Source organism: Enterobacter cloacae complex sp. IR5450 (assembly GCF_049238665.1).
Classification (GTDB): Bacteria; Pseudomonadota; Gammaproteobacteria; order Enterobacterales; family Enterobacteriaceae; genus Enterobacter; species Enterobacter hormaechei_C.
In genome coordinates, this window is the sequence record NZ_JBMKIC010000040.1 from 13,855 (window position 1) to 39,004 (window position 25,150).

Here is a 25,150-nt window from a genome sequence, read left to right on the forward strand (position 1 = left end):
ATGTGCATTCCCGTTAACTGGGAATTCAGATGTGTACGAAATCACATTTTTTTCGATTTTGTTAAAGTTTAGTGGATTACTGCAACACGGGATCTCAATTCGGAATTGTGGCATAATGCCGCGTTTATCACACTTTTCGCAGGAATCTCTCCGTGTTAGTTACCAGCAACGTCACTATGCAGTTTGGCAGTAAGCCGCTGTTCGAAAATATTTCCGTCAAATTTGGCGGCGGCAACCGTTACGGCCTGATTGGTGCCAACGGTAGCGGAAAATCCACCTTTATGAAGATCCTCGGCGGTGACCTGGAGCCAACGCTCGGTAACGTGTCGCTCGACCCTAACGAGCGCATCGGTAAGCTGCGTCAGGATCAGTTCGCCTTCGAAGAGTTCACCGTGCTCGACACCGTGATCATGGGGCATGCGGAGCTGTGGGAAGTGAAGCAGGAGCGCGATCGTATATACGGTCTCGCTGAGATGAGCGAAGAAGACGGTTACAAAGTGGCCGACCTGGAAACGCAATACGGCGAAATGGACGGCTACTCTGCGGAAGCGCGTGCGGGCGAGCTGCTGCTGGGCGTCGGCATTCCTGTTGAACAGCATTATGGTCCGATGAGCGAAGTTGCGCCAGGCTGGAAGCTGCGTGTGCTGCTGGCGCAGGCGCTGTTCTCTAACCCGGACATCCTGCTGCTCGACGAACCGACCAACAACCTGGACATCGACACCATCCGCTGGCTGGAGCAGACGCTGAACGATCGCGACAGCACCATGATCATCATTTCGCACGACCGTCATTTCCTGAACATGGTATGTACCCACATGGCGGATCTGGACTACGGCGAGCTGCGCGTTTATCCGGGCAACTACGATGAGTACATGACGGCGGCAACCCAGGCACGTGAACGTCTGCTGGCCGACAACGCCAAGAAGAAAGCGCAGATTGCGGACCTGCAATCCTTCGTCAGCCGCTTCAGCGCCAACGCCTCTAAGTCGCGTCAGGCGACCTCGCGTGCGCGTCAGATCGACAAAATCAAGCTGGAAGAGGTTAAAGCCTCCAGCCGTCAGAACCCGTTCATCCGCTTCGAGCAGGACAAGAAGCTGTTCCGTAACGCGCTGGAAGTGGAAGCCCTCACCAAAGGCTTCGATGAAGGCCCGCTGTTCAAAAACTTCAACCTGCTGCTGGAAGTGGGCGAGAAGATTGCCATCCTCGGCGCCAACGGCGTGGGTAAATCCACTATGCTGAAAACCCTGGTGGGTGAACTGCAACCGGACAACGGAACCGTGAAATGGTCTGAAAACGCGCAGATTGGTTACTACGCGCAGGACCATGAATATGAATTCGAAAACGATCTGACTGTCTTCGACTGGATGAGCCAGTGGAAGCAGGAAGGCGACGATGAGCAGGCGGTACGCAGCATTCTGGGGCGTCTGCTGTTCAGCCAGGACGACATCAAAAAGCCCGCCAAAGTGCTCTCCGGTGGTGAAAAGGGCCGTATGTTGTTCGGCAAGCTGATGATGGAAAAACCGAATATTCTGGTGATGGACGAACCGACTAACCACCTGGATATGGAATCGATCGAATCCCTGAACATGGCGCTGGAGATGTATCAGGGCACCCTGATCTTCGTCTCTCACGACCGTGAGTTCGTCAGCTCGCTGGCGACCCGCGTGATCGAAATTACGCCAGAGCGCGTGGTGGACTTCACCGGTAACTACGAAGATTACCTGCGCAGTAAAGGTATCGAGAGTTAAAAAATAGCCGGGTGGCGGCTTCGCCTTACCCGGCCTACATTTTATCCCCTCTCCCTGTGGGAGAGGGTTAGGGTGAGGGCTACAGGCCGCACTACACCACCCACTCGCCCCCTTCAACTCCATTCACCCGCAGCGTACGTTTTTCCCCCGCCGGTAATGATACCTTCAGCGCCTTCCATGCCGGACGATAGTCGCCGCGAGCGTTCACCTTCAGGTTGATGGTTGCGCCATCGCACACCATTTCCCATTCCACCCACAGCGCATTGCCGTTCAGGTAGCCCCAGCTTTCACCGTCGTCTTCAAACAGCAGCCCCGAGGTTGTGCCGACGCCTTTCACCGGGAACAGCTTCAGCTCACGGGTATCGTCTTTATCGGCGCTCACGTGACGGATGCGCTCGCTGAGCGGCAGACCGGCCCCGGCGCGCACCAGCAGCGGCAGTTTTTCCAGCGGCGCATCAAGGACGATCGCTTGCCCGCCCGCATACCACGCGTGGGTGTAAAAATCGTACCAGCCGGTTTCGTTATCCGGCAGCCAGACGCGGCGCTCGCGCTGCCCGGCTTCGACGACGCTGGCGACCAGCAGGTCGCGGCCCAGCAGGAAGTCGTCGCACTCTTCAAAGGTCTGCGCATCGTGCTCATGATCGAGGAAGGTCGGGCGCAGCATCGGTTCGTCGTCGGCGTGCGCCTGCCAGAGCAGGGTGTAAAGATACGGCAGCAGGCGGTAGCGCAGCTCAATCGCGCCGCGGATGGCAGGCGTGACGCCCGGATACATCCACGGCTCGTTCACCGTTTGGTCATCGTTCCACGAGTGGATGGTAAAGCGCGGGTGCATCACGCCGTTCTGCACCCAGCGCACGAACAGCTCGGCGTCCGGCTTGTCGCCGGAGAAACCGCCGACGTCGTGCCCGACGTTGAACAGCCCGGACAGGCTCATGCCCAGCCCCATACGGATGTTATAACGCAGGGTGTCCCAGTTGGTGCGGTTGTCGCCGCTCCAGGTCTGGACGTAGCGCTGCATCCCGGCGCAGCCGGAGCGGGAGATCAGATACGGACGCTTTTCCGGCGCAAAGCGCTGCTGCGCTTCCAGCGAGGCGCGCATCATCAGCAGCGGCATCACCGGGCGAATATGCTTGATGGCTATCTCCTTGCCGAAGCCATAGCAGCGCGCTTCCCCGTCCCACACTTCATACTCGTTGTTGTCGTTCCAGGTGGAGTCGATGCCCATCTCCAGCAGCTGCGTGGTCACGCCGTTCTGCCACCACTGCACCGTCTGCGGGTTGGTGAAGTCGAGGTGCGATCCTTCGTCATCCCAGAAGCTGGAACGTTCAGGCGCATCGGTTTCTGAATCGCGAATGAACAGGCCGCGTTCCGCCACTTCGCTGTAGCGGGGATGATCCTGCAACAGACAAGGCTTGATGTTGGCCGCAAGCCGCAGCCCCGCCTCGTGGAACGCCTGGCTCATCACCTTCGGCTGCGGCACTTTGTCGTAGTTCCAGTTGAAGACGTAGCGCTTGCCGTTAATCGAGGTATAGCCGGAGGAGAGCTGGAACGAGTCGCACGGAATGGCATGCTCTTCGCACAGGCGAATAAAGTTCATCAGCTGATTCTGCGCGTCCGGCGCGTCGGTGTAGTGCATGGTTGAGCCGCTGTAGCCCAGGCTCCACTTCGGTCCGAACAGCGTTTTCCCCGTCAGGCGCACAAAGGCTTTCGTCACGTCCAGCACGCGCTTGCCGGTGAAGAGGTAGTAGTCAATATCGCCCGCTTCCGCCTGCCAGCGGCGGTAGGCGGTGTGATAGTTGTCGATCTCGTTACCCAGATCCAGCCAGCAGCTGCTCAGGTTATCGTAGAACAGACCGTAGCTCACGTCATCGCGACGGGTGAGGGTGAACGGGATGTGCTTGTACAGCGGATCGGTGCTGGCCGCGTTATAGCCCATCGCGTCCAGGTTACGCATCTCGTAGCGTTTGCCGTTGCGCTGTAAATCGCCCGCTTTCTCACCCAGACCGTAAAAACGTTCATCCTTACGGCGGCTGAGATAGTGCGCCACGCCGTCACCGTGGGCGTTCAGCAGGTAGGCGCTGGTCGGGCGGTCATTGACCAGCGGCTGCCACTCGCCCGCGTCATTGCGGTAGTGCCACTCCAGCCACAGCGGCTGGTGGACGGTGACGCGCAGCTGCTCGGTTGCCACGGTTAACGTATCGTCCTGCTGCGTCAGCGTCCAGGCGGGGCAGGAGAAGCCGCTGATATCGTCACGACGGCGACCTTCCCACGGCACGTCTTTTTCCGGTGCGATGCTCCAGGTGCGGTCCAGCGCCAGCTCGCCCTTGCGTTTGATCAGCACGCGGAACAGGTTCTCTTCCAGCACATACAGGCACAGGCGGTGCTGGCTATCGACCAGCAGTTCCAGATGGTTTGCCGACTGCGTATCAAGGGTCCAGTTTTTCAGGGTTTTCATATGCAATACATCCACTATCAGGCGCGCTTCGCGCGACGTTCAGCAATAAATGCTACCAGGAAGAGAGCGCCAATCAGGTCAAAGAACCCCATGGCGATAAAGAGCGGGTTAAAGCCGATTTTGTCGGCGGTCACACCGATTAACAGCGAGAACAGGAAGCTGGCGATCCACGCCGCCGAGCCGCGCATGCCGTTGACGGTCGCCATCTGGCCTTTGTCGAATGACTCCACGACCAGGGCGCTGAGCATGCAGGAGATGATCTGGTGCCCGAAGCCGCCGATGGAGATCAGCACGATGGTGATATACGGGTCGCGGGTAATGGCCACGATGGCCAGCGAGATCATCAGGAACGCGCCGGTCACGGAGCTGGCGACAACCGAGTTCACGCGGGAGCAGCCGAACAGGCGGGTATACAGACGCGTCAGGTAGCCGCTCGCCACGCTGCCGAGGTCGGCGGCGAGGAACGGCAGCCAGGCAAACATCGCAATCTGCTTCAGGTCCATGCCGTGCTCTTTGGCGAGGTACAGCGGCACCCAGAAGCTCAGCACCGCCCAGGCGGGTTCTGCCATAAAGGCCGGAATGGCGATACCGTAGAAACGTTTGTTTTTTGAAACGGTTTTCAGCGCGGTCAGGAAGGGCAATTTGACCGGCGCTGGTTCGTTATCCTGCTTGATAAACGCCAGCTCGTCCTTGCTCAGGTTCGGGTGCTGCTCGGGGTTGTGGTAGAACGCCCACCAGAGGATCACCCACAGCAGCGCCAGCACGCCGGTAAACATAAACGCGCCCTGCCAGCCGAACGAGGCGTGAGCAAAGTAGATGATAGGCGGAGCCAGCATCGCGCCGATGGAGAAGCCCACGCCTGCCCAGCCAGCAGCAACGGGACGCTCTGATTTCGGGAACCATTCGCCGATGGTTTTGGCGTTCGCCGGGGTGGCGGCGGCCTCTGAAGCCCCCATAAAGAAGCGCAGTATGGCCAGGTGCAGCCAGCTTCCGGCGCCCGCGTGGAAAATACACATCAGCGCCCAGATCCCGGCGCAGACCATAAAGCCAATCTTCAGGCCAATGACGTCAATCAGCCAGCCGCACAGGGGCTGGAAAATGGTATAGGCGATCTGGAAGGCGCCAACGATCCAGGAGTACTGCTCTGTGGTGATCCCGAGGCTCTCTTTTAGCTCCGGAGCGAGAATACCTAAGGAATTTCGGGTGATGTAGTTAACGGTGACGCCCAGCAAATACAGCACCAGCACGTACCAGCGCAGGTTCTTGATGACGCGACGGGTTTTGCTTGTCGCAATGGTGTTATTGATGTCCTGACTCATTTTACTCTCCACAAGACGGACGGTAAGGGGACGGAGGTTCAGGTGTCACACAGATTGTTATACCTTTGATTTCTATCCGCTTATAATGCTTAAGTTGCTATACAACTAGTATGGAAGCTGTGTGACAAGTTCACCTTAAGGAAGAAAATGAGTGGGCAAAAGTGGATTTTGTGCAAAATTTCTCATAACCGACGAAAACACTCTGGCATGATGGCATTCACGTCAGTTATTGCCTGACACACACGCTATGAAAATTTTTTCATTTCGCAAATGGAGCCAGATCACAAAATGGACAAAAGGCTAAAAATCACCGAAATCGCGGCCCGCACGCAGCTCTCCATCAGCACCGTGTCGCGGGTGCTGGCGGGGAAAGCGAATACCAGCGAAAAAGCGCGTGCAAAGGTGCTGGCGTGCGCGCGCGAGCTGGGGGTAATGGACGGCATGGCGGCAGGGCGTCTGCTGCTTAACAGCCTGGTGGTTTTTGCCCCGCAGCGCGCCTTCGACGAGCGGTCCGACATCTTTTACTACCGCGTGATCCAGAGCGTGAGCAAAGGGCTTGCCTCCCACGAGGTCCGGTTGCGCTACTGCGCGCTGGAGGAGAACGACAGCGACGCCCAGCTGTTTCTGGCGCGGATGAACGAGCCGGACACGCAGGCGGCCATTCTTCTCGGTATTGACGATCCGCATATCCACGATCTGGCGGTGGACGTGGGCAAACCCTGCATGCTGATTAACTGCCGCGACCGGCACATGCGTCTGCCTGCCGTTGCGCCGGATCACCGCGCCATCGGCGAGCGGGCGGCGGAGTACCTGTTCGAGATGGGGCACCGCGAGGTGATGAACGTGCTGTGCCTACGTCGCTACACCATGGAGCTGCGCCTGTCGGGGATTCGCGACGCGTGGCAGTCCCACAACCTGGCGTTCAACGACAAGCGCGATCTGCTGGTGGTGCCAAGCTTCAGCGCCAGAGAGACGGAGCAGCTGGTGAGCGATTGGCTAAATCAGCAGCAGGGAAAAGACCTGCCGACGGCATTCCTGGTTGGCGGCGACTTTATGGCGGCGGGCACCATCAGCGCCTTAAAAAACCACGGCCTGCGCGTGCCGCAGGACGTCTCGGTGATGAGCATCGACGGCTTTAACCTGGCGGCGATTCAGGATGTTCCATTAACGGCCGTGCATGTTCCCCGCGATGAGCTGGGAACGGAAGCGGTACACATGCTCCAGCAGCGGCTCATGCGCCCGGACGCGCCGGTAGGCACATTGCTGCTGAACGGCACGCTGACCGTGCGGGAGTCGGTACGGCGGATACGTCAGGGAAAACGACGCACCGCCGTGGAGCGGGAAGGGCTGTACGACAGCTAGACCATGCCCAGCGCGCGTTTGCCGTGGATGTTGAGATCGTTCACGGTAAAGCGGTCCTGCCAGGTTTTTTCATAATCCTCGCGCGGGAAGTTTCCCGGCGACGCGCCGGTTTCCAGCGCTTCCTTGACCTTCTTCGCGTAGGCGAGGTTTTTCCCGCACATCGGTGCGGCGGGGATATACATCACGTTGCCCCAGCCCTGCTGATTATCCACCGGCGCGACGGAGTGGATCACATCGCAGTGCCACCACACCGAATCACCCGCCTCCAGCGCAGGAATGCTGGTCAGCGCCTCGATAAGCAGCGGGTGCCACTTCTCGGAAACCGGCAGCACGCGCCCCGGCGCCACGCCGCACAGCTCGTCCTCCGGCACGTCGTCCAGCAGCGGACGCAGCAGAATATAGGCCATTGCTTCCGGGATCGGCACCACGTGCAGCAGCCCCTGACCGGGGATCATGTCCGACAGCGCCGTCCAGCCCTGGAAGGTGCGGAACACCGAGCATTTGGTGGTGTTATCGACGGTATACTCTTCCACTTCGGTACGATGCGCGGCGTTCCACGGATCGTATTTCTCAACGTTGCCGTCAAACACGCGGGCAAAGACCTGCTGGTAGGCAGGCAGCAGCCAGCGCTCCAGCGCGCCGGAGTCGGTATGAGCGCCGAGTCCCTTCGAGGTGGTTCCCGGCGGACGGCGGCGGATACGATCCGGGTAAATCACGCTCACGTCCGGGTCGAACCACTGCTTGCCGTTGCTCTCGAACGTCCATAAGCGGTTCAGGAACGACTGCACCTGCGCCATTTCTTCGCTCTGGCGCGCCTGCATTTGCGCCTGCGACCAGTAGATCGGGTAAATCTCCGGACGGGAGGCGGTCAGGGTGCCGAAGAAGTTATCGCCTGGCCCTTTGTACACCTCGTCAAACTTGTTCAGATCGAGGTAGTCGAGCATCGACTGATCCCACGCCAGCGCCTGCTCGCGCGGGAAGTGACCTTTAATCACCGCGCAGCCGCGGCGCTTAACGGCCTCGCGCTGCGCGTCGGTAATCGTGCCGTTTTTCACATCGTTAAACGGAATTACCGGCCAGACGGATTCACCTTTATTTTTGAGGGCGTTAATTTCCGCCACGCGGGTGGCAATGCTGTCGCTGAGCTTGTCGAACACCGCCTGCACGTCGCCGATCTGCGCGCGTAACTCACGTTTCAACTGACGGATTGCCGCTTTGTGATCCGCCGGCAAGGTTTCACTGGTAAAGGTCATAACTGCCTCGCATCTTTCATTCGAAAGTAAAAATGTCTACAAGCGATACTTTAAGTTAAAAATAAGTTAATGCAAGTTTAAAAACTTGACCTGCGCCACAGGACGGGAAAATGAGTGAGGGTGCCGGAGCAGGACTCCGGCGAGGAAAGGATCAGACGTCGAAAGGAGAGTGGTTGTCGAGCACGGCCTGAATGACGTTCAGCGCGCCCTGATGGTTGTTGTCGTCAGTGCTGTAGCGGCTGATTTCTTTGATGCTTTCCGCCGCGTTGCCCATCGCAAAGGAATATTTCACCAGCTTCAGCATCTCGGCATCGTTGCCGCTGTCGCCAATGGCCACGCACTCTTGCGGAGAGATTTTCCAGCGCTTCAGCAGGCGGCTGATGCCGTTGGCTTTGTGCAGGCCGGGGATAATTAAATCGACAAAGCCAAAGCCGCTGGTGACCGGCTTCATGATGCCGTCCAGGGAGACGTGGAGTTTATCCACCAGATTAGGAATATCGCTGTCCGGCAGGTTCAGGGAGAACTTAAACAGCACGTCGTCAATGTCGCGGTAATCGCTGATGCGCTTTAAGCGGTGGTAGTGCTTTGACATTAGCGCCACGAACGCGTCCGGCGCTTTATCGCTGACGTAGGCGCTCTCCAGCCCGCAGGCCACGAAGTTCAGCCCTTTGTCTTTCAGCAGTTCGCCAATCACGATCTGCGACTCATGGCGGGTCAGTTCGCCGTGGAAAATCTGTTCGCCGTGATCGAAGACCAGCGCGCCGTTTTCCGCCACGAAGGAGATTTGATCCTTCAGTTCCGGGAAAAACGAGATGAGCTGGTAATACTGGTTGCCGCTGGCGACAACAAATTCAATGTTGCGGGCTTTAAGCTGTTTAAACTGTGCCTGGAAGCGGTCACGATCGTACTGCTTGGCATCATCAAGGAAAGTTCCGTCCATATCGGTGACGATAACTTTTACGGTCATACTATGCTCCTGGGTCACTGCGTTTTGAAACATTCTAATAACAAGGTGACGGGGAGCACAAATTTAATTTCATTCGAAAGTAAAAGCAAAACGGCAACCGAGGTTGCCGTTTTTAGTGTTTTCTCCCTCTCCCTCAAGGGAGAGGGGATACACTATTACAGCGTATGCTCAGTACGGGCGATAATATCGTCCTGCGCATCCGGTGACAGGGCGGTGAAGAACGCCGAGTAGCCCGCGACGCGCACTACCAGGTCGCGGTACTGGTCCGGGTGTTTCTTCGCTTCCAGCAGCGTTTCGCGCGAGACGATGTTGTACTGAATATGCCAGCCCTTATGCACCTCGAAGAAGGTGCGCAGCAGCACCATCAGCTTCTGGCGATCGCTGTCGTTTTCCAGCGTCGACGGGTTCAGCTTCTGGTTAAGCAGCACGCCGCCAAGAATCGCTTCCGTCGGCAGTTTACCCACGGAGCCAATCACCGCCGTCGGCCCGAGGTGGTCGGTACCGGAAGCCGGGCTGGCCCCTTCCGCCAGAGGGGTATGCGCCTTACGCCCGTCCGGCGTCGCCATGGTCGCTGCGCCAAACGGCACGTTTGCTGAGATAGACGACGTGCCCGCGTAGTAGTTACCCCCAATCGGGCCGCGGCCGTAGCGTGGGTTGTGATACTGCTTCAGCTCTTCAATGTAGGTTTCGTAGGCGCGGGTCAGCAGCAGGTCCACGCTGTCGTCGTCGTTGCCGTACTTCGGCGCGCCGTTGATCAGGCGCTGGCGCAGCTGCTCGTGGGTCAGCCCGTCGAAATCATCTGCCAGCGCCGCCGCCAGCTGCTGCTGGCCGATGACGCCCTGTTCGAACACCAGCTTCTTCACCGCCGCCAGGCTGTTGCCGAGGTTGGCGATGCCCACCTGCAGGCCGGACACCCAGTCATACTTCGCGCCGCCCTGCTTGATGCTTTTCGCGCGCTCGATGCAGTCGTCCACCAGCGCCGAGCAGAGAATATCGTGGACGTTCTCCTCCAGCATGCTGTCTACCACGTACTCAATCTCGATGGATTTGCGGGTGTAGTAGCGGATCTGGGTGTCCCACGCCGCCATCACCTCCTCGAAGTTATCGAAGTTACCGGCAGAGAGGGCTTTCTCCTGCGGCAGGAACACCTTGCCGCTGGTGGCGTCGCGGCCGCCTTCCAGCGCGGCCAGCATCACGCGGGCGAAGTTAATAAAGCTCATGCCGGTGCAGCGGTAGCCCCATTTGCCGCCCACCGCGGTTTCGATACAGCCAATGGCCGCGTAGTCGTAGGCGTCGTCGCGTTCAACGCCGAGCTTGATGAATTCCGGAATGACGATTTCGTCGTTGTTAAAGGCCGGCATGCCGAAACCGCAGCGGATCACCTGCACGCAGGCGTCGAGGAAGTCGTTGCTCATGCCGGCGTGGTAGCGCACGCTCAGGTTTGGCTGGGTGGAGCGCAGACGGCCGCAGGATTCCAGAATGGCGTAAGAGAGCGGGTTCACTGCGTCCATCGGCTCGCCGTTAACCAGCTTCTGGCCGCCAATAGTGACGTTCTGATACAGCGGGCTGCCCGCCGAGGCTTTGGAGTGCGAGCCGGAGCGGATCTTGTTCACCTCCAGCAGCTTCAGCCAGCAGCTGTGCAGCAGCTCGATGGCGTGCTCGCGATCCAGGCTCTGGTCCAGCTCCACGTCGCGGCGATAGTACGGGTAAAGGTACTGGTCCATACGGGCGAAGGAAACGGAGTGACCGTTGGACTCAATTTGCAGGATTAGCTGAATGAAGTAGCACAGCTGTAGCGCCTGCCAGAAGGTTTTTGGCGGCTCGTGAGCAATCACGTCGCAGTTTTCTGCCATCGCCAGCAGCTCGTCGCGGCGGCTTTCGCGGGTTTCGCTGGAGGCCATTTCACGCGCCAGGTCGGCAAAGCGTTTGATGTGCAGGCTTACGGCTTCCAGCACGATATCAATGGCTTTCAGGAACTGATCGCCGTGCAGGTCTTCCAGCACCGTCAGGTTGATGCGTGAGCGGCGCTCGGCCACTTTGGCGCGCAGGCCGTCCAGCCCTTTCTCCAGCACCAGCGGGAAGTTCACCGCCAGGTGCGCGTCGCCGGAGGTCATGTTGCCTTCGGCTTTGATGATGCCGGTTTCCAGCAGGCCTTTCTGCTCGTCGGTGAACATGCCGTAGCAGCGGTCCTGCACCGTCTGGCCGCGCCACCACGGGCAGATTTCATGCAGAACGCGTTTATTCTCTTCGCTCACCGCAAAGCCCGCGCCCGGACGGTCCGCCAGATCGTCAATCTCTTTCTCAATCCAGGAGACGGTATATTCCGGGAAGATCGGCGCGGCACGCACTTCGCTGGCCTGGTTACCGATAATCAGCTCATCGTGCTTGATCCAGATGGTGCGCTTGGCCAGGTGATGCGCCAGCGCCAGGGCGCGGCGCACCGGGATCGGCTTGTCCATGTGCTGCTGGTACATTTCGGTGTAATGCTGGGCGCGCTCGGTACAGACCGGCGGCTTCACGATATGCACCAGGGCCGTTTTGTGCGCCTTAATGCGATCGCTGAGGGTGTTGAGATTCAGGGTGGTCATAAGTTTATCCTCGTAAGGTCGCGGTTAACCCTTTCTGGCAGGCGTACTGCTGCGCGAAGTCCAGCAGGGCAGGGTTATCCAGCGGTTTGTCAGGGGCAGAGTAGGGTTGACCGAGCAGGGTGTATTTGTTCATGCCCAGCGTGTGATACGGCAGAAAATGAATATCATCGACGCCGAGTTCATCGGCGGCGAAATTGGTAATGGCGGTAACGGACGCTTCATCGGCGTTAAAGCCCTGGATCAGCGGCACGCGGATGGTGATCGTTTTCCCGGCGGCGGCCAGGCGTTTCAGGTTGTCCAGGATGCGCTTAGCCGAACCGTCCGTCCACTGCTTGAAAACATCTCCGTCGACATGCTTCAGGTCGGCGAGGAACAGATCGACGTACGGTAATGACGGCTCGATATAGTGCCACGGCACGTGAAGGCAGGTTTCGACGGCGGTGTGGATACCCTGGTCATGGCTGGCTTTAAACAGCGCGTGCGCCAGCTCCGGGTTCATAAACGGTTCGCCGCCGGAGAGGGTGATCCCGCCGCCGCTGCGGTCGTAAAAGGGTTTATCGCCCAGTACGGTCGCCATGATCTCCTCGGCCTGCTGTTCTTCGCCGCAAACGGTCAGCGCCTGCGTCGGGCAGCAGTCGGTGAGGGCATCAAGCGTCTCTTCACTCAGCTTTTCGCGGTGGATGACCAGGCCATTCAGCGCGCGTTCGATGCAGCCCGGTGCCGCCTGCTGGCACAGGTCGCAGCCGTCCAGGCACAGACGCGCATCAAACAGCACGTCCCGGCTGCGGGAGCGGCTTTCCGGGTTCTGACACCAGCGACAGCCCAGCGAGCAGCCTTTCAGGAACACCACGGTACGTATACCGGGGCCGTCGTGGGTAGAGTAACGCTGAATATTGAAGATCATGTTTTTCGCCTCTCACCTTGCACATGAAGATTAAATTACTTTCGAATGAAAGTTATCTTGATGCGGGTCAACTCTTGAGCAGGTTTTGTCGTGATAGGGTAAGTGCAGGCTAATTTTGAGGGTGACATCATGGAACTTTATCTCGACACATCTGACGTTGCGGCAGTCAAAAAGCTGGCGCGTATCTTCCCGCTGGCGGGCGTGACCACCAACCCAAGCATCGTTGCGGCCGGTAAAACGCCGCTCGACGAACTGCTGCCCGCGCTGCACGACGCGCTGGGCGGTAAAGGCCGTCTGTTCGCGCAGGTGATGGCGACCACCGCCGAAGGGATGGTGGAAGACGCGCGTAAGCTGCGCGCCATCATTAACGATCTGGTGGTGAAAGTGCCGGTGACCGCAGAAGGGCTGGCGGCGATCAAGATGCTGAAAGCGGAAGGGATCCCTACCCTGGGCACGGCGGTCTACGGTGCCGCGCAGGGGATGCTCTCCGCGTTGGCGGGGGCGGAGTATGTGGCCCCTTACGTTAACCGCGTGGACGCGCAGGGCGGGGACGGGATTCAGACCGTAATTGAGCTGCAACAGCTGCTGACGCTGCACGCGCCGCAGTCAAAGGTGCTGGCCGCGAGCTTTAAAACCCCGCGTCAGGCGCTGGACTGCCTGCTGGCAGGCTGCGAGTCCATCACGCTGCCGCTGGACGTGGCGCAGCAGTTTATTACCTCTCCGGCGGTAGACGCAGCGATTGTGAAGTTTGAGCAGGACTGGCAGGGGGCGTTTGGACGGACGTCCATCTGACGCGGCTGCCGGGTGGCGCTGACGCTTACCCGGCCTACGTTCGAGCCGTTGTAGGTCGGGTAAGGCGACGCCGCCGCCCGACTTTTTACTGACTACACACCTCACACCCCGGGTTACGCATCAGCTTCATCTCGCGGAACTGGCAGGTCATCGCGTCATACATCACGATTTTCCCCGCGGCGGGCGTGCCGTAATTCGTCAGCACCTTGATCGCTTCCATTGCCTGCAGTGAACCAATCACGCCGACGAGCGGCGCCATCACGCCCGCCTCAACGCAGGTCAGCGCATTCTCGCCAAACAGACGGCTCAGGCAGCGGTAGCAGGGTTCACCCTCGGCGTACGTGAAGACGCTGATTTGCCCCTCCATGCGGATCGCCGCGCCGGAGACCAGCGGGGTTTTGTGAGCAAAACAGCCCGCGTTGAGCTGATTACGGACGGTGACGTTATCAGTGCAGTCCAGGACCAGATCGTGCCGGGCAATCTGCGCGGAGAGCGCGTCGTCATCCAGCATTGCGTCAATCAGCGTGAACTGAACGTGGGGGTTGATACGCGCCAGCGCAGCCCTGGCGGATTCCACTTTCGGCAGGCCCACCGTCGCGTCACTGTGCAGCGTCTGGCGCTGCAGGTTGGACACCGATACGGTATCGAAATCCAGCAGCGTCATGCTTCCTACGCCCGCCGCGGCAAGGTACTGCGCGGTGGCGCAGCCCAGCCCGCCCAGCCCGACGACCAGCACGCTGGCCGCCTTGAGCGCTTCCTGACCTTCGAAATCAAACCCGCGCAGCACAATCTGGCGGTTGTAGCGCATCATCTCCGGGTCGCTCAGCTCCACCGTCATGTCAGCCTCCGAACAGGTGGTTAAAGCGCTCGACCTCAACCCATTCGCCGGCTTCCACATTGCCGCGCTCGCGCTCCAGCACGATGAAGCAGTTGCCCAGACTGAAGGAGCTGAAAATGTGCGAACCCTGATGTCCGGTGGTGCTCACTTCGAGCTCGCCGTCCGCACCGCGCGCCAGAATGCCGCGCTGGAAATCGAGACGGCCCGGTGATTTTTTCAACCGCGTGGCGGCACGCACGCGCACGCGTTCCGGCAGCGGGCTGGCCTTGTTGCCGGAAAGCTTCGCCAGCAGCGGGATCGCCAGCTGGTAAAAGGTGAGTGCCGCCGAGACCGGGTTACCCGGCAGGCCGCAGAACCAGCTGTGTGGAAGCTTGCCAAACGCGAACGGTTTGCCCGGCTTGATCGCCAGCTTCCAGAAGGCGATTTCGCCCAGCTCTTCAAGCAGTGTTTTGGTGTAATCCGCTTCGCCCACGGAGACGCCGCCGGAGCTGATGACCACGTCGGCGGATTTATCCGCCTCGATAAACGCCGCGCGCAGTTTTTCCGGATCGTCAGGAATGATGCCGAGGTTAATCACGTCGCAGCCCAGCTGCTCCAGCATCAGGTGTACCGCCAGGCGGTTGGTGTCGTAAATCTGGCCGTCCTGCAGCGGCTGGCCCGGAAGCTGCAGCTCGTCGCCGGTGGAGAAAACGGCGACGCGCACTTTGCGGATAACGTCAACTTCCGCGATGCCGAGCGAGGCCAGCACCGGCAGCTCCGCCACCGTCAGCCTTTGCCCGGCGGCAAAAACGGTCGCGCCGAGGGTGATGTCTTCACCCGTGCGGCGGATGTTCTGGCCCGCTTTGACGCTGGCGGTAAAACGCACCCCGTCGTCGGTCTGTTCGGTCTCTTCCTGCATGACGACAGCGTCGCAGCCAGCCGGAACCGGCGTGCCGGTCATGATGCGCACGCAGGTGCCTGCAGGCCATTCCCCGCTAAACGGCTGACCCGCAAAGGCTTTACCCGCCACCGGCAGGGCGTTACCCGTCTGGAGATCCGCCAGGCGTACCGCGTAACCGTCCATTGCGGAGTTATCAAACCCCGGCACGTTGAGCGGGGAGACGATATCGCGTGCGGCAATACGGCCAAAACAGCGCACGAGGGGCAGCGTCTCAACGTCATGCAGCGGGGAAACTCGGTCAAGCATCTGCGTGAGTGCCGTCTCAAGCGGCATCAGTCCGGCGGTAAAATCCATGGTGGGCTCCTGCGGAGTAACAACGAAAGCGTCCATTATGGCAGAAAAGTGCGGCTAACTGTATGACCGGAGGGTGTACGCTTTACATCACTGTTACGTCTTTCTATATTCAAAAATCATCTGAAGTTTCGTCGACGATAATGATATTTATAGAAAAAGCCGCAAAACAGGCTAACGGGTGATGCGAATGGTTAAGGCGGTAATCGCAATTCATGGCGGGGCCGGGGCAATCACCCGTGCACAGCTCACTCCTGAGCAGGAAAAGCGCTACATCGACGCGCTGTACGCCATTGTCGAAACGGGCCAGAAAATGCTGGAAGCGGGCGAGAGCGCGCTGGACGTGGTCACCGAGGCGGTACGCCTGCTGGAGGAGTGCCCGTTATTTAATGCGGGGGTCGGTTCGGTCTTTACCCGGGATGAAACCCACGAGCTGGATGCCTGCGTCATGGACGGTATCTCCCTGAAAGCGGGGGCCGTGGCAGGCGTTAGCCACCTGCGTAACCCGGTGCTGGCCGCGCGTCTGGTGATGGAAGAGAGCCCGCACGTGCTGCTGACGGGCGCGGGGGCGGAGAGGTTTGCCTTCGAACACGGAATGGAGCCGGTATCGCCCGATCTGTTTTCCACAGAGGCGCGCTATCAGCAGCTGCTGGACGCCCGTTCGGCGGGCATGACGCAGCTTGACCATACTGCGCCGCTGGATGAGCGCAGCAAAATGGGCACGGTCGGCGCGGTGGCGCTCGACAAAGCGGGCAACCTCGCGGCGGCAACCTCCACGGGCGGGATGACCAACAAGCTCCCCGGACGCGTGGGCGACAGCCCGCTGCCGGGCGCGGGCTGCTATGCCAATAACGCCACGGCGGCGGTGTCGTGTACCGGCACCGGGGAAGTCTTTATTCGCGCCCTCGCGGCCTACGACATTACCGCGCTGATGGATTACGGCGGTTTAAGCCTGAGCGAAGCCTGCGAGCGCGTGGTGATGGAGAAACTGCCTGCCCTGGGCGGCGTCGGCGGGCTGATTGCTGTGGATCGTGAGGGCAACGTGGCCCTGCCTTTCAACAGTGAAGGCATGTACCGCGCCTGGGGCTATGCCGGCGATGAGCCGAGCACGGGGATCTATCGTGAATAAGGGGGCAGCGCGTGCCGCACAGTGAAGAGCTGGACAACCGCGAAGTGCTGGCTGTCCATCAGCTGAATATTGCGTTTCAGGAAGAGCGGCAGTTCATCCCCGCAGTACAGAATTTATCGTTCACGCTCAGGCGCGGCGAGACGCTGGCGATTGTTGGCGAATCCGGCTCCGGGAAATCGGTCACCGCGCTGGCGCTGATGCGCCTGCTGGAACAGACGGGCGGGCAAATCAGCAGCGAGAAAATGCTGCTGCGCCGCCGTAACCGTCAGGTCATTGATTTAAACGAGCTGAGCGGCGCGCAGATGCAGGGCGTGCGCGGGGCGGACATTGCGATGATCTTCCAGGAGCCGATGACCTCCCTGAACCCGGTGTTCCCGGTCGGGGAACAAATTGCCGAGTCCATCCGCCTGCATCAGGGGCTAAGCGGTGATGAAGCGCTCAGGGAGGCCAGACGCATGCTGGAGCTGGTGCGCATTCCGGAGGCGCAGGCCATCCTGAGCCGCTACCCGCATCAGCTTTCCGGCGGCATGCGCCAGCGGGTGATGATTGCCATGGCGCTCTCCTGCCGTCCGGCGGTGCTGATTGCCGATGAACCGACGACGGCGCTGGACGTGACGATTCAGGCGCAGATCCTGCAGCTCATCAAGGTGCTGCAGCAGGAGATGGAGATGGGGGTGATTTTCATCACCCACGATATGGGCGTGGTCGCCGATATCGCCGATCGGGTGCTGGTGATGCACAAGGGCAGCGCGGTGGAAACCGGCCCGGTCGAGCAGATTTTTCACGCGCCCGTGCATCCTTACACCAAAGCGCTGCTGGCGGCGGTTCCGCGCCTGGGGGCGATGAACGGCAGCGATCTGCCGCGTCGTTTTCCGTTGATTTCCCTGGAGGCGTCTGAGCCGCAGGAGGAGGAACGCGAGCAGGACACCGTGGTGCCGGGCAAGCCCATTCTGGAAGTGCGCAATCTGGTCACGCGTTTTCCGCTGCGCAGCGGCGTACTGAACCGCGTAAAGCGCGAAGTGCACGCGGTGGAAAACGTCAGCTTCGACCTTTGGCCGGGCGAAACGCTGGCGCTGGTAGGGGAGTCCGGCTGCGGTAAATCCACGACCGGGCGCGCGTTGCTCCGTCTGGTGGACGCGCAGGAGGGGAGCATTACCTTTAACGGCGAGCGCATTGATACCCTTCCTGACAGCAGGCTGCAGGCGGTGCGGCGGGATATTCAGTTTATTTTTCAGGATCCGTATGCCTCCCTCGATCCGCGACATACGGTGGGGTATTCGATCATGGAGCCGCTGCGGGTGCATAACCTGCTCGACGGCGAGGCGGCGCAGCGTCGCGTGGCCTGGCTGCTGGAGCGCGTTGGCCTGAAGCCGGAACACGCCTGGCGTTATCCGCACGAGTTTTCCGGCGGGCAGCGGCAGCGTATCTGCATCGCCCGCGCGCTGGCGCTGAACCCAAAAGTGGTGATTGCGGATGAATCCGTCTCGGCGCTGGATGTCTCTATCCGGGCGCAAATCATCAATCTGCTGCTGGATTTACAGCGGGATATGGGGATCGCCTTCCTGTTTATCTCGCACGACATGGCGGTGGTTGAGCGCATCAGCCATCGCGTGGCGGTGATGTTTATGGGGCAAATCGTGGAAATCGGGCCGCGAAGGGCGGTATTTGAGAACCCGCAGCACCCGTACACCCGCAAGCTCATCGCGGCGGTCCCGGTCGCCGATCCGGCGCATCGTCACGGCCAGCGCGTGCTGCTGCAGGATGAAATGCCGAGCAATATTCGTAAACGCGGCGAGGCCGTGGAGCGCGTGGCGCTGCGTGAGGTCGGTCCGGGTCATTTCGTGGCTCCCCCGCGTCAGGACAATGCCTTTTCGCGGTTATAACTTTCAACAGGCAGGAGAACATAATGGTTACATTTGTAGCGCGTAGATGGTTGTTAGCCGCGAGCGTGACGGCAGCCCTGGCCGCTGCCCCCGCGTTCGCTGCCAAAGATGTGGTGGTCGCCGTCGGCTCTAACTTCACCACGTTGGATCCGTATGACGCTAACGACACGCTCTCCCAGGCGGTGGCGAAATCGTTCTACCAGGGCCTGTTTGGCCTGGATAAAGAGATGAAGCTTAAAAACGTGCTGGCGGAGGGGTACACCGTTTCGGATGACGGGCTGGTGTACACCATTAAGCTCAAAACCGGGGTGAAGTTCCAGGACGGCACCGACTTTAATGCCGACGCGGTGAAGGTAAACCTGGATCGCGCCAGCAATCCTGAGAACAGCCTCAAGCGTTATAACCTCTATAAAAACATCGCCAAAACCGAGGTGGTCGACCCGGCGACGGTAAAAATCACCCTGAAAGAGCCGTTCTCCGCGTTTATCAATATTCTGGCGCACCCGGCGACGGCGATGATCTCCCCTGCCGCGCTGAAGAAATACGGCAAGGAGATTGGCTTCCACCCGGTGGGTACCGGTCCGTACGAGCTGGTCACCTGGAATCAGACCGATTTTGTGAAGGTGAAGAAATACGCGGGCTACTGGCAGAAAGGGCTGCCGAAGCTGGACACCATCACCTGGCGCCCGGTAGTAGATAACAATACCCGTGCGGCGATGCTGCAAACCGGCGAGGCGCAGTTTGCCTTCCCGGTCCCGTACGAGCAGGCCGCCATTCTGGAGAAAAACACCAAGCTGGAGCTGGTCGCCAGCCCGTCGATCATGCAGCGCTACATCAGCATGAACGTCACGCAAAAGCCGTTCGATAATCCGAAGGTGCGCGAAGCCATTAACTATGCCATTAACCGCCAGGCGCTGGTGAAGGTCGCTTTTGCGGGCTATGCCACCCCGGCCACCGGCGTGCTGCCGCCGGCTATCGCGTATGCGCAAAGCTATCAGCCGTGGCCGTACGATCCGGCCAAAGCGCGCGAGCTGCTGAAAGAGGCGGGCTATCCGAACGGCTTTAGCACCACGCTGTGGTCGTCGCATAACCACAGTACCGCCCAGAAGGTGCTGCAGTTTACCCAGCAGCAGCTGGCACAGGTGGGGATTAAGGCGCAGGTTACCGCCATGGATGCCGGACAGCGTGCGGCAGAGGTCGAGGGGAAAGGGCAGAAAGAGAGCGGCGTGCGGATGTTCTACACCGGCTGGTCGGCCTCGACCGGTGAAGCCGACTGGGCGCTGTCGCCGCTGTTTGCCTCGCAGAACTGGCCGCCAACCCTGTTCAATACCGCATTCTACAGCAACCCGCAGGTGGATAAAGATCTGGCCGATGCCCTGAAAACCACCAAACCGGAAGAGAAAGCGCGCCTGTACAAAGAGGCGCAGGACATTATCTGGAAAGAGTCGCCGTGGGTGCCGCTGGTGGTGGAAAAACTGGTCTCAGCCCACAACAAAGCGCTGACCGGTTTTTACATCATGCCGGATACGGGCTTTAGCTTTGATGACGCGGATTTAAAATAAAACTCATGCTGAATTATGTGTGTAAACGCCTGCTGGGGCTTATCCCGACGCTGCTGATTGTGGCCGTGCTGGTGTTTTTGTTTGTCCATATGCTGCCCGGCGATCCGGCGCGTTTGATTGCCGGACCGGAAGCGGATGCGACGGTTATTGAACTGGTGCGTAAACAGCTCGGTCTTGACCAGCCGCTGTACAGGCAATTTCTGCGTTACATTGGCAATGTCCTTCAGGGCGATTTCGGCATCTCAATGGTGTCGCGTCGTCCGGTGTCGGAGGAGATTGCCAGCCGCTTTATGCCTACCTTCTGGTTAACGATTGCCAGTATGAGCTGGGCGGTTGTGTTTGGCCTGGGCGCGGGGATTGTCGCCGCCGTCTGGCGCAACCGCTGGCCGGATAAGCTCGGTATGGCGCTGGCGGTCACCGGCATCTCTTTCCCGGCGTTTGCGCTGGGCATGCTACTGATGCAGATTTTCTCCGTTGAGCTGGGCTGGTTGCCGACCGTCGGGGCCGACACCTGGAAGCACTACATTCTTCCCTCTATGACGCTTGGCGCGGCCGTTGCGGCGGTGATGGCCCGGTTTACCCGCGCCTCGTTTGTCGACGTGCTGAGCGAAGATTACATTCGCACCGCGCGGGCAAAAGGGGTGAGTGAGAAATGGGTCATTCTGAAGCATGGTTTTCGTAATGCGATGATACCGGTGGTCACGATGATGGGGCTGCAGTTCGGCTTCCTGCTGGGCGGCTCTATTGTGGTTGAGAAGGTCTTTAACTGGCCGGGGCTGGGGCGCCTGCTGGTCGACTCGGTCGATATGCGTGACTATCCGGTCATTCAGGCTGAAGTCCTGCTTTTCTCGCTGGAGTTTATTCTTATCAACTTAGTGGTGGATGTGCTGTACGCCGCCATTAACCCGGCCATCAGGTATAAGTAAGATGCGATTACTGAACTGGCGTCGCCAGGCCATTTTAAACGCTATGCCGGGGATCAGGCCGGACCATATTCGCACCCCGTGGATTGAGTTCTGGCGTCGATTCCGTCGTCAGCCCGTCGCTATGGTCGCCGGGTTGTTTGTGTTACTGCTGATCCTGGTGGCGATTATCGCCCCCTGGTTAGCCCCGTTTGATGCGGAAAACTACTTCGATTACGACCGGCTGAACGATGGACCGTCGATGATGCACTGGTTTGGCGTGGACTCGCTCGGGCGCGATATTTTCAGCCGCGTGCTGGTAGGGGCGCAGATCTCGCTGGCGGCCGGGGTCTTTGCGGTGCTGATGGGCGCAGCAATTGGCACCGTGTTGGGGCTGGTGGCCGGGTACTACGAAGGCTGGTGGGACCGCATCATCATGCGTATCTGCGATGTGCTGTTTGCCTTTCCCGGTATTCTGCTGGCGATTGCCGTGGTGGCGGTGATGGGCAGCGGCATGGCGAACGTCATCATCGCCGTGGCGGTATTCTCGATTCCCGCTTTCGCGCGTCTGGTACGTGGCAACACGCTGGTGCTGAAGCAGCAGACCTTTATCGAGTCGGCGCGCAGCATGGGAGCCAGCGATGCCACCATCCTGTTCAGCCATATTCTGCCGGGAACGGTCTCGTCTATCGTGGTCTATTTCACCATGCGCATAGGCGTGTCGATTATCTCGGCGGCCAGCCTGTCGTTTCTGGGGTTAGGCGCACAGCCGCCGACGCCGGAGTGGGGCGCGATGCTGAACGAGGCGCGGGCGGATATGGTGATTGCGCCACACGTGGCGATCTTCCCGAGCCTGGCGATTTTCCTGACCGTGCTGGCGTTTAATTTACTGGGGGATGGGCTGCGCGACGCGCTGGATCCGCGGATTAAGGGGTAGTGGATAAACCTACCCACGGCTCATAACCTGTAGGCCCGAGCAAGCGAAGCGATGTCGAGTAATGCTACATTCCTGCTTTTAAGTGCCGGGCAGCACTGCATTTGCCCGGCCTGGGTGTTTAGTCAATCAATGCATCAATCGCCACGCGTCCCTCCGGCGTTTGCAGCCAGCGCGGGGCGTTCAGCGTATCGGCGTAGAAGCTCACCAGTTCATACAATAGCCCTTCCATTACCTTTGCCATATCCCGTGGCATTGCGTTGCTGATTAGCAGCTGCGTAAGCGTCTGGCAGTACAGCCCCAGCAGCTCGCTTTCCGGTTCGAATACGGGCAGACGGGACGGCAGATCGGTCAGGGTAAATCGCTCCACCAGGTGTGGCGGGATGGGCTCGTGGAGTGTTGGCTGTAGAAGTACAAGACATGCAGAAAGGCGGGCGCAGAGTGCCATTTTCTCCGCCGGGTCGTCAGTTTCCAGCAGGTTATGGGCAAAATGCTCGCAGTGGTCCGCCAGATCATTGAAGTCGGTGTTGTGAGAGAAGGGAACTGTAAATAATGCCTGAGCATGGGTAGTGATAGTAGCCAAAGTGGCAGCCTCCTGTAACGGTATTTAAATCCGCCATCGAAGAGGTCAATCTCACGGGTGGCGGAACCAGACGAGGTTGACCTTACCGGCGTTACAGGAAACCGGCGCGTCTTGCGACGCCCCCGCCCGGCCCACCATTGAAGTGTATCCGTGCGTACGACATAGTAAACCATGTCGCCTGTAACTTATACCAGGAGGTCAATCCCGACGCCTGATTTTGTAGGCGCAACAGGAAGATACTGCGGAGAGTATGCGTCGACAAACAGGGCAAATTATTCCCGGAAGGCGCCTCGCAAAAAATCGACATCATGCCGCTGCAGACATTCTCCGTCACCCGACGGGCAGTGATGAAGTGCGATTGCCAGTAGACATTGCCCAGATCAGAAACGGTGACCCCCTGACTGGACGAGGCATGGATAAACTGGTTGTCACCGATATAGACGCCGACATGGCGAAGGTATTCGCCCGTCTGGAAGAACACTAAATCCCCGGTCTTCAGGCTAAATTCTTCGACCTTCACCCCTCTGTGGATTTGTTCTCCGGTAGTACGGAGTAATGTCAGGTGCGCTGCATCGCGAAACAGGTACTGCATCAGTGCGAAACAGTCCACGACATTGTGCGTGGTGCCGCCCCATTGATAATGGGTTTCTTACCAGACGGAGACGAGATCCCAGCGAGTCGCCTCTCGATGCGGAAACACTACCCATTGTTTATTTTTGACAAATTCATTATAGGTCTAAAAGTTGACTACTGCTGCTCAACAGCGCCGGGCGGCACTGCGTACGGGGATCACCAGGAGCTTCAGTATTTCTCTGGCAGTTTAACGATGTTTATAAGCACGCCGCGCTGCATTTCAATGTATCCCCCCTTTTTTAACCCCGCCAGGATGCGCATCACGCCGCTGCGGGACAGATGCGTTTTTTCACGGATATAGGACTCGACGGTAATATTATTTCTGACGCTGGGATCCTCATTAAACAACTCATTAAGCTGCGCGCGGACGATGTCATAGGCAGAAGGGGCAGAAAGCTGCTCGCTGGACTCAAAAAGCTTACCGGCTATAACCATCATATGTTTTGCCAGCGGCTCCCAGAGCTGGTTCGCGCTGATAATATCGTGAACTGTTGCCATCTTGAGGATCGCAATGTCGCTTGCGACCAGCGTTTTGATATAGCCATCCATCTGCATTTGCTGCAAATTGCCAATGCCAACCAGGGCGGGTGACGTTGCGGTTGCCATCGCCAGATCGTCACTGCGGCGATGAACGGTTACGCGTCCATTCAGGACTAAATAGCAAAAGCGTTCATGACCTACCTGCATACTTAAACGGCGGCGGGGGAGAATATGTTTTACTTCGGCATCGCGCTTCAGGTAATCAATCAGCAGGTGAGTATAATCTGATTTGCGTAAAATCGTTGATTCAGATGTTCCAGTTGCCATAACTCTGCCTGTCAAAAGCATATTGCGTAGTTATGGCAAGTATAGTGCGGTTTTTGATCCTGCTCACCTGAGGGACTGGCTGGGAGTTAATACTTTAACGGCAGATGGTTAATGGCGACCAGAATGCCACGATTGAGTTCGATATAACCAGCCTCACGAAGCTCGGCGATGATGCGCATGATGCCGCTGCGGGAGAGATAGGTTCGGCTTTTGATGTAGTTGGCCGCCGTTATGCTGGTGCGGATCCGCTCTGATTCATTCATCAGCTCCTGGAGATGAAAGCGAATGATCTCATAGGAGGACATCTGCGAAATCAGGGTGCAGTGCTCGTAGACACGGGAAGCGGTATACACCAACAGTTTGCACAGGCTCTCCCACAGGGCAAAACTCTCAATCAACAGGTTGAAACGCTCAAGTGGTAAGCGGCTCATTAGAGCATTCTCATTGACCCGAATATAGAGGTTTTCGGACTGAGAAAACTGATTGCTCACGCCCAGAATAAATGTGGCCTGCTCTGAATTTAACACCATACCATCACCTCTGCGGTTCAGCGTAACGCTTCCCTGATGGAGTAAATAACAGGTTCTTTTATTGCCTGAATAATAACGTAAAATTTCGCCTTTTTTAGCCCGGAAGTTTGTCGCAAATGGAGAAATTTGTTCAATTATTTTGTCAATGTCAGCGACGGGTTTTGTCCCTAGTGCAGATATTATCCCCGGGTTGGCACCGGTTATGATTTTGGTATTCATTATCTTAACTCCAGACGATATTTATAAAGGGAAAGATATATGGAGGATTATTGATCTGATGATCTTATAAATACATATTGCATTAGTGCCATTGTGGACTGGAGTTTTAACAATTATTTAAAAATTATTGTTTTGCTATTTAAAGCGATTTCCAGTGTTAGCTAAATGTTAAATTTAAAGTCTACGGTTGGCCTAAATTTTATTTGTGCTCTCCGTTTAAGTTCTATAAATTTCGCATCAGCAAGTGAGTGCGTGAAAATAAAGTTATTTGATAAATATCTTTGCTTTCTGCCTGTTGCACATCAGAAATGAAATGACTGGCGCAAAAAAATATATGGTCATCAGACTGTCTGGATGTTGTTGCCTGAATTTCGGAAACTTATAGGGTTATTAAGGAAATAAATTTATGAAAAAGAATATTATCGCTGCGGTAATGCTGCCAACTTACTGATTTAGTGTATGATGGTGATTTTAAGGTGCTTGCGTGGCTTCCATTTCCATCAGATGTCCC

Annotated in this window: 19 protein-coding genes and 1 pseudogene; 8 read left to right on the forward strand and 12 right to left on the reverse strand. The window is 58.2% G+C overall.

Going from position 1 to position 25,150, the window contains the following annotated elements; all coding sequences use genetic code 11:
* The first annotated feature begins 152 nt into the window (after nt 1–152).
* Nucleotides 153–1,748 (forward strand): ABC-F family ATPase, encoded by a 1,596-nt coding sequence (locus ACOTYB_RS21685; RefSeq protein WP_003858434.1) that lies wholly within the window; start codon nt 153–155, stop codon nt 1,746–1,748.
* A gap of 91 nt (nt 1,749–1,839) precedes the next feature.
* Here the strand turns inward: ACOTYB_RS21685 and ACOTYB_RS21690 are convergent, their stop codons facing one another.
* Together ACOTYB_RS21690 and ACOTYB_RS21695 are read right to left on the reverse strand one after the other, a co-directional pair.
* Nucleotides 1,840–4,203: a TIM-barrel domain-containing protein gene (locus ACOTYB_RS21690; RefSeq protein ID WP_126525153.1), complete on the reverse strand. Its 2,364-nt coding sequence runs from the start codon at nt 4,201–4,203 to the stop codon at nt 1,840–1,842.
* Nucleotides 4,204–4,220: 17 nt separating this feature from the next.
* Nucleotides 4,221–5,522, reverse strand: coding sequence for an MFS transporter (locus ACOTYB_RS21695; RefSeq protein ID WP_409249045.1), 1,302 nt, complete (start codon nt 5,520–5,522; stop codon nt 4,221–4,223).
* 288 nt (nt 5,523–5,810) lie between these two features.
* Here ACOTYB_RS21695 and ACOTYB_RS21700 point away from each other — a divergent pair, with 288 nt between their 5' ends.
* On the forward strand, nt 5,811–6,884 hold the full coding sequence (locus tag ACOTYB_RS21700; protein WP_047055312.1) for a LacI family DNA-binding transcriptional regulator: 1,074 nt from the start codon (nt 5,811–5,813) through the stop codon (nt 6,882–6,884).
* Here the strand turns inward: ACOTYB_RS21700 and ACOTYB_RS21705 are convergent.
* The 4 genes from ACOTYB_RS21705 to ACOTYB_RS21720 all read right to left on the reverse strand — a co-directional run bounded on the left by ACOTYB_RS21705 (nt 6,881) and on the right by ACOTYB_RS21720 (nt 12,596).
* Nucleotides 6,881–8,137, reverse strand: a complete 1,257-nt coding sequence (locus ACOTYB_RS21705; RefSeq protein WP_421765882.1) for a DUF1479 domain-containing protein — start codon at nt 8,135–8,137, stop codon at nt 6,881–6,883. The genes ACOTYB_RS21700 and ACOTYB_RS21705 overlap by 4 nt on opposite strands.
* 151 nt (nt 8,138–8,288) lie before the next feature.
* Entirely contained in the window at nt 8,289–9,104 is an 816-nt protein-coding gene (locus ACOTYB_RS21710) for a Cof-type HAD-IIB family hydrolase (protein ID WP_045331551.1), read from the reverse strand.
* Nucleotides 9,105–9,259: 155 nt separating this feature from the next.
* Nucleotides 9,260–11,692, reverse strand: coding sequence for a formate C-acetyltransferase/glycerol dehydratase family glycyl radical enzyme (locus ACOTYB_RS21715; RefSeq protein WP_126525155.1), 2,433 nt, complete (start codon nt 11,690–11,692; stop codon nt 9,260–9,262).
* A 4-nt stretch (nt 11,693–11,696) separates the two neighbouring features.
* A complete protein-coding gene (locus tag ACOTYB_RS21720) occupies nt 11,697–12,596 on the reverse strand; it encodes a glycyl-radical enzyme activating protein (protein ID WP_220153680.1) in 900 nt (299 codons plus the stop codon).
* A gap of 129 nt (nt 12,597–12,725) precedes the next feature.
* Between ACOTYB_RS21720 and fsa the strand changes: the two genes are divergently transcribed.
* The gene (fsa, locus tag ACOTYB_RS21725; RefSeq protein WP_008501195.1) at nt 12,726–13,388 is read left to right on the forward strand and encodes a fructose-6-phosphate aldolase; all 663 of its coding nucleotides are present in this window, start codon (nt 12,726–12,728) and stop codon (nt 13,386–13,388) included.
* Nucleotides 13,389–13,473: 85 nt separating this feature from the next.
* Here fsa and moeB read toward each other — a convergent pair whose 3' ends face one another.
* Together moeB and moeA are read right to left on the reverse strand one after the other, a co-directional pair.
* Nucleotides 13,474–14,226 (reverse strand): molybdopterin-synthase adenylyltransferase MoeB, encoded by a 753-nt coding sequence (gene moeB, locus ACOTYB_RS21730; RefSeq protein ID WP_126525157.1) that lies wholly within the window; start codon nt 14,224–14,226, stop codon nt 13,474–13,476.
* A gap of 1 nt (nt 14,227) precedes the next feature.
* The gene (gene moeA / locus ACOTYB_RS21735; RefSeq protein ID WP_126525158.1) at nt 14,228–15,460 is read right to left on the reverse strand and encodes a molybdopterin molybdotransferase MoeA; all 1,233 of its coding nucleotides are present in this window, start codon (nt 15,458–15,460) and stop codon (nt 14,228–14,230) included.
* 187 nt (nt 15,461–15,647) lie between these two features.
* Between moeA and iaaA the strand changes: the two genes are divergently transcribed.
* Genes iaaA through gsiD form a run of 5 tightly spaced genes read left to right on the forward strand, consistent with a single transcriptional unit; the run spans nt 15,648 to nt 21,870 of the window.
* Entirely contained in the window at nt 15,648–16,586 is a 939-nt protein-coding gene (gene iaaA, locus ACOTYB_RS21740) for a beta-aspartyl-peptidase (RefSeq protein ID WP_087450796.1), read from the forward strand.
* An 11-nt stretch (nt 16,587–16,597) separates the two neighbouring features.
* Nucleotides 16,598–18,469, forward strand: a complete 1,872-nt coding sequence (gene gsiA / locus ACOTYB_RS21745; protein WP_126525159.1) for a glutathione ABC transporter ATP-binding protein GsiA — start codon at nt 16,598–16,600, stop codon at nt 18,467–18,469.
* Between the two features lie 23 nt (nt 18,470–18,492).
* Nucleotides 18,493–20,031 carry a glutathione ABC transporter substrate-binding protein GsiB gene (gene gsiB, locus ACOTYB_RS21750; RefSeq protein WP_047053845.1) on the forward strand — a complete coding sequence of 513 codons (1,539 nt, stop codon included), beginning with the start codon at nt 18,493–18,495 and terminating at the stop codon, nt 20,029–20,031.
* A 5-nt stretch (nt 20,032–20,036) separates the two neighbouring features.
* Nucleotides 20,037–20,957 carry a glutathione ABC transporter permease GsiC gene (gene gsiC, locus ACOTYB_RS21755; RefSeq protein ID WP_006809475.1) on the forward strand — a complete coding sequence of 307 codons (921 nt, stop codon included), beginning with the start codon at nt 20,037–20,039 and terminating at the stop codon, nt 20,955–20,957.
* A 1-nt stretch (nt 20,958) separates the two neighbouring features.
* The gene (gene gsiD / locus ACOTYB_RS21760; protein ID WP_003858425.1) at nt 20,959–21,870 is read left to right on the forward strand and encodes a glutathione ABC transporter permease GsiD; all 912 of its coding nucleotides are present in this window, start codon (nt 20,959–20,961) and stop codon (nt 21,868–21,870) included.
* Between the two features lie 118 nt (nt 21,871–21,988).
* Here the strand turns inward: gsiD and ACOTYB_RS21765 are convergent, their stop codons facing one another.
* From ACOTYB_RS21765 to ACOTYB_RS21780, 4 genes and pseudogenes are all read right to left on the reverse strand, one after another.
* On the reverse strand, nt 21,989–22,450 hold the full coding sequence (locus ACOTYB_RS21765; protein WP_045332519.1) for a hypothetical protein: 462 nt from the start codon (nt 22,448–22,450) through the stop codon (nt 21,989–21,991).
* A 331-nt stretch (nt 22,451–22,781) separates the two neighbouring features.
* Nucleotides 22,782–23,096 (reverse strand): annotated as a pseudogene (locus ACOTYB_RS21770) (C40 family peptidase); the annotation flags it as partial.
* Between the two features lie 155 nt (nt 23,097–23,251).
* Nucleotides 23,252–23,890, reverse strand: a complete 639-nt coding sequence (locus tag ACOTYB_RS21775) for a winged helix-turn-helix transcriptional regulator (RefSeq protein ID WP_052685722.1) — start codon at nt 23,888–23,890, stop codon at nt 23,252–23,254.
* A gap of 86 nt (nt 23,891–23,976) precedes the next feature.
* Nucleotides 23,977–24,639 (reverse strand): winged helix-turn-helix transcriptional regulator, encoded by a 663-nt coding sequence (locus ACOTYB_RS21780; protein ID WP_220153683.1) that lies wholly within the window; start codon nt 24,637–24,639, stop codon nt 23,977–23,979.
* Between the last annotated feature and the right edge of the window lie 511 nt (nt 24,640–25,150).

Excerpts from the sequence above, each read along its gene's own strand:
- ACOTYB_RS21690 (WP_126525153.1), bottom strand. The coding sequence starts at position 4,203 with ATGAAAACCCTGAAAAACTGGACCCTTGATACGCAGTCGGCAAACCAT.
- ACOTYB_RS21695 (WP_409249045.1), bottom strand. The coding sequence starts at position 5,522 with ATGAGTCAGGACATCAATAACACCATTGCGACAAGCAAAACCCGTCGC.
- ACOTYB_RS21700 (WP_047055312.1), top strand. The coding sequence starts at position 5,811 with ATGGACAAAAGGCTAAAAATCACCGAAATCGCGGCCCGCACGCAGCTC.
- ACOTYB_RS21705 (WP_421765882.1), bottom strand. The coding sequence starts at position 8,137 with ATGACCTTTACCAGTGAAACCTTGCCGGCGGATCACAAAGCGGCAATC.
- ACOTYB_RS21710 (WP_045331551.1), bottom strand. The coding sequence starts at position 9,104 with ATGACCGTAAAAGTTATCGTCACCGATATGGACGGAACTTTCCTTGAT.
- ACOTYB_RS21715 (WP_126525155.1), bottom strand. The coding sequence starts at position 11,692 with ATGACCACCCTGAATCTCAACACCCTCAGCGATCGCATTAAGGCGCAC.
- ACOTYB_RS21720 (WP_220153680.1), bottom strand. The coding sequence starts at position 12,596 with ATGATCTTCAATATTCAGCGTTACTCTACCCACGACGGCCCCGGTATA.
- fsa (WP_008501195.1), top strand. The coding sequence starts at position 12,726 with ATGGAACTTTATCTCGACACATCTGACGTTGCGGCAGTCAAAAAGCTG.
- moeB (WP_126525157.1), bottom strand. The coding sequence starts at position 14,226 with ATGACGGTGGAGCTGAGCGACCCGGAGATGATGCGCTACAACCGCCAG.
- moeA (WP_126525158.1), bottom strand. The coding sequence starts at position 15,460 with ATGGATTTTACCGCCGGACTGATGCCGCTTGAGACGGCACTCACGCAG.
- iaaA (WP_087450796.1), top strand. The coding sequence starts at position 15,648 with ATGGTTAAGGCGGTAATCGCAATTCATGGCGGGGCCGGGGCAATCACC.
- gsiB (WP_047053845.1), top strand. The coding sequence starts at position 18,493 with ATGGTTACATTTGTAGCGCGTAGATGGTTGTTAGCCGCGAGCGTGACG.
- gsiC (WP_006809475.1), top strand. The coding sequence starts at position 20,037 with ATGCTGAATTATGTGTGTAAACGCCTGCTGGGGCTTATCCCGACGCTG.
- gsiD (WP_003858425.1), top strand. The coding sequence starts at position 20,959 with ATGCGATTACTGAACTGGCGTCGCCAGGCCATTTTAAACGCTATGCCG.
- ACOTYB_RS21775 (WP_052685722.1), bottom strand. The coding sequence starts at position 23,890 with ATGGCAACTGGAACATCTGAATCAACGATTTTACGCAAATCAGATTAT.
- ACOTYB_RS21780 (WP_220153683.1), bottom strand. The coding sequence starts at position 24,639 with ATGAATACCAAAATCATAACCGGTGCCAACCCGGGGATAATATCTGCA.